This is a genomic window from Hydromonas duriensis (genome assembly GCF_004363775.1).
GTDB classification, from domain to species: domain Bacteria; phylum Pseudomonadota; class Gammaproteobacteria; order Burkholderiales; family Burkholderiaceae; genus Hydromonas; species Hydromonas duriensis.
On the sequence record NZ_SNZE01000056.1, the window covers coordinates 1 to 3,485 of the forward strand.

Below are 3,485 nucleotides of genomic sequence, written 5' to 3' on the forward strand. Positions count from 1 at the left end.
AATCCCTGCTTCTTCCATCAGACGTTGAATCAGATGCCAATGCGTCTCGCCGTACTGTACTTGGTAATCGAGGGTTTTATATTCTTGGGTGAGTCTATATTCGACTCTATAGGGCAAGGTGCTGAGGACGGCACGGATGATGTCGGGAATGCTCATCTTTTGCCATACTTTGTAGTCTGACGATTGAGTCAATAACCACATCCAGTTGCGGATGGTGAACTCGTACAATGCGTGTCGACCAAGGGTGCCGATGTGCGCGGCTTGGGTGATGATGCCATTGATGTAACGGGTGCCTTGACCGCGTGCAGCATCGAGGATGCCGCCTGCTTGACGTTCAATGGGTTCGCCGATGAGGCTGAGTACACCATCTACTTTCCCATCTAGCTCTATCGCCACGCCGAGTGAAGCACCGATGGTGCTTTTTAAGTCGAGATTGCTGCCAGGTGCGCCGCCTGCCATGGCTTCGGCTTTGCTGATGTATTGTTCAATGATGCCTTTGCCTTGTTCGTCTTGGGTTCTGACTTGGACTGTGTATTCGAACAATTCGTTGACGTTCTCTGTGCCTTTGATGCTGTGGAACAGAAAGAACGGTGTGCCCCATTCTGAGGACTTAAAGGCTGGACTGTGAACCGAGATGGTGCGGGTGTTAAACATGGAGGCCATATTGAACTCTATCGTTTGTAAGGTTTGTTGATTTTAGGTTATAACTTTAGTTTAGGACTGTAGCAGAGCATTGTCTTTGATGCAAGTGCTTTGTTGAGGCGGGCCTATTCAAAATCTCCTGAATAAGCAAAGCAATAAACGTAAATTAACGAGCTGTATGCTGGTATTGATTTGCCGTTCACAGTTTTTCCAAAGTCTCCTGCATTTTTCAATCCAGCCAAATGATCGATCAAAGACCTTACGCTTCGGAATGGCTTTAAAGGTATGACGTTCGCTGCGTTTGGCGATTTCATCATTGGTTTTACCTAGCGTGTTGATGAGCATGCGTTTCTAAGGCAATGACTCTTTGTGGCAACGTTTTATAAACGAGTCATAACTGTCATTTTCCACAATAATCTCAGCATCATTTTTTATACAAAATACATAGCTCTCTGGTACGGGACCTGTAACTGCAAATACAAGATAAACTCTATTTTTAAGTAAAACATTTGCGTCACTCATTATAATTTCTCGCTTGCTACTTCCCATTGAAAAAACTGGAGTTTTGTTTTTTACATTAGAATTTTCAACTTTTAAAGTATTGGTCACTTCATTGGGTAGTTTCCTTGAGGTGATGGCCCCGCCTTCATGACTTGGCTGATAATCTATATCACTAATTTCAAAACCACGCTCCCATGCTTCACCGTAAGTAACAAATTTAATTCTATTGTTTTCAAGTAGTTTGACCTCAACTTTTTTGTTAGCTAAAAGTTGCTGACAACTGAGCAAAACAATAACCACTAAACCGATGGTAAAAATTATTTTTTTTGATATGGTTTTCATAAGAACCTCGCTATATCACTTAAGGAAGGCCAGCTTTTTGCGGTAAACATCAATGTGGTTGGCATTTTTCTTTTCGTTTTCAGGTTGATACGGTGGTAGCCCTTCATATTCCATACAGTAATAGTCAGCAATCATTTCAGCTTGCTGCTCTAATCAAATGTGTATACTTTTTTCAACAGAGGTCACAGCCATGAATGACCTTATTACCGACACTCATAATATGTCGACTATCCATATGAAATTCGCAAAGCCATTTAAGTGCCGCCCTTGTATTAAAATGCACTTGCGCATTTACCAAGAATTTCTTACAGCCCCCTACATGCTCCACAACCAACTGAATTTACGACACAATGAGTAAACCGAAGACTGTCCTATGTACTTCGCTGACATCGGCTTGACGATTCTCATCATTGGTTTTACCTTGCGTGGTGATGAGCATGCGTTTCTAAGGCAATGACTCTTTGTGGCAACGTTTTATAAACGCATCATCGTTCCCACTTCCTGTAATGACTACAGTGTCGCTTTTTATGCAAAATATTACATCCTCTGGTTCATTATTTGTCTTTACAAAGACGAGATAAAGTCTATTTTTTAATAAAATATCTGCGTCGCTCATTATAATTTCACGCTCGCTATTTACGATTGAAAAAATTGGGATTTCGTTTTTTGCATTGAGATTTAAAGTATTGGTCACTTCATTTGTTAGCTTATTTAAGTCAATGGCACCGCCTGCATCTCCAGCTATCGTTAGCCGATCATCTAGATCGCTAATAGTAACTCCACGCACCCCAGCGCCTCGGTGGGTAATAAATTTTATTCTATTATCATCAAGTAATTTGACTTCCATTTCTTTATCAGCTAAAAGTTGCTGACAACTAAGCAAAACTACAACCACCAAGCCGATGGTAAAAATTGATTTTTTTGATATGGTTTTCATAAGAACCTCGCTATATCACTTAAGGAAGGCCAGTTTTTTGCGGTAAGCATCAATGTGCTGAGCATTTTTCTCTACGTTTTTAGTTCGATATGGTGGTAGCCCTTCATATTCCATGCGGTAATAGTCAGCAATCATTTCAGCTTGCTGTTCTAATAAATAATTAGCGAAAGGCTTATTATTTGTAATATCGTAGTAATAAACTGAGTCCTTGAACACTTCAATGACCACATCCATAGCCCCGTTTACGAGACCGCGTACAATCACGTTGGTGTTCTGCTGATATTGCCATACATGGGCAAGTTCATGGATGAAAGTATGCCGAATGTACTCACCATTTCGCTCTGAAAACCTGACTTGCGAGAAATCATCGCGATAATATTCACTAGGCCAATATACTTTACCCACTGGGGTCATGGCACGACCTTCAGGCTGAATGTGGGCAAGCGTGCCATTAAACATCCTGAGCTTGTCAAAATTGAGGCGACCATTAAACACTTTATTCGCCATAAGCTTTTCACCTGGTGTTAACTCTCTACCATATTTTTTAGCTGTTATCTGAACGACAACTTTATTTACTTTTTCTTGATCCCCCTCTTTTGTAAGCAACGAATGAATCTTACTCATAGGTATTTCAGCGCGACTCCATTCTGAGTTCTCATTATCGGCCGCTGTCCAAAAGATGATCTGCCCTCGAATTGACGGACACCTTTTAACGTAAAAAGAGAGGTGTCAAATGCAACGCAATCGTTACGATGACTCATTCAAAGCTGAGGCAGTGAGTTTAGCATTATCAGGAGAGCTGAGTTACGCGGAAGTGGCTCGAGATTTGGGTATAAACTACGGTACATTAACGAACTGGATTTATGAAACCATGAAGAATCCTAAAGCTGCCTCAACCAAAGGCCAAAGCCCAAGTCGCCAAGACTATCAAACATTAGAGCGTCAACTCAAAGCCGCTCATAAAGAGCTTGATTTGCGCAAGCGGGAGATTGAATTCCTAAAAAAGGCAAGCGCGTACTTTGCGAGCCTGAAACCGTAAAGTACGCAATGATTGGTCAGGACG

The 3,485-nt window shown here is 41.5% G+C and carries 5 protein-coding genes and 1 pseudogene; 1 reads left to right on the top strand and 5 read right to left on the bottom strand.

All coding sequences use genetic code 11. The annotated features are described in order from the left end of the window. The 5 genes and pseudogenes from DFR44_RS11120 to DFR44_RS11140 all read right to left on the bottom strand — a co-directional run. Window positions 1-663: phage late control D family protein (locus tag DFR44_RS11120; protein WP_211336957.1), on the bottom strand; the 663-nt coding region annotated here is incomplete at its 3' end. 108 nt (window positions 664-771) lie between these two features. Beyond that, a pseudogene (locus DFR44_RS11125) lies at window positions 772-954 on the bottom strand (IS5/IS1182 family transposase); the annotation flags it as partial. 39 nt (window positions 955-993) lie between these two features. After that, a complete protein-coding gene (locus DFR44_RS11130; RefSeq protein WP_133621638.1) occupies window positions 994-1,485 on the bottom strand; it encodes a hypothetical protein in 492 nt (163 codons plus the stop codon). A gap of 445 nt (window positions 1,486-1,930) precedes the next feature. Continuing rightward, a complete protein-coding gene (locus tag DFR44_RS11135) occupies window positions 1,931-2,422 on the bottom strand; it encodes a hypothetical protein (RefSeq protein ID WP_133621639.1) in 492 nt (163 codons plus the stop codon). Between the two features lie 15 nt (window positions 2,423-2,437). After that, window positions 2,438-3,046, bottom strand: a complete 609-nt coding sequence (locus tag DFR44_RS11140; protein WP_133621640.1) for a hypothetical protein — start codon at window positions 3,044-3,046, stop codon at window positions 2,438-2,440. A gap of 109 nt (window positions 3,047-3,155) precedes the next feature. Here DFR44_RS11140 and DFR44_RS11145 point away from each other — a divergent pair, with 109 nt between their 5' ends. Then, window positions 3,156-3,461, top strand: a complete 306-nt coding sequence (locus tag DFR44_RS11145; protein WP_133620012.1) for a transposase — start codon at window positions 3,156-3,158, stop codon at window positions 3,459-3,461. The last annotated feature ends 24 nt before the right edge of the window (window positions 3,462-3,485 follow it).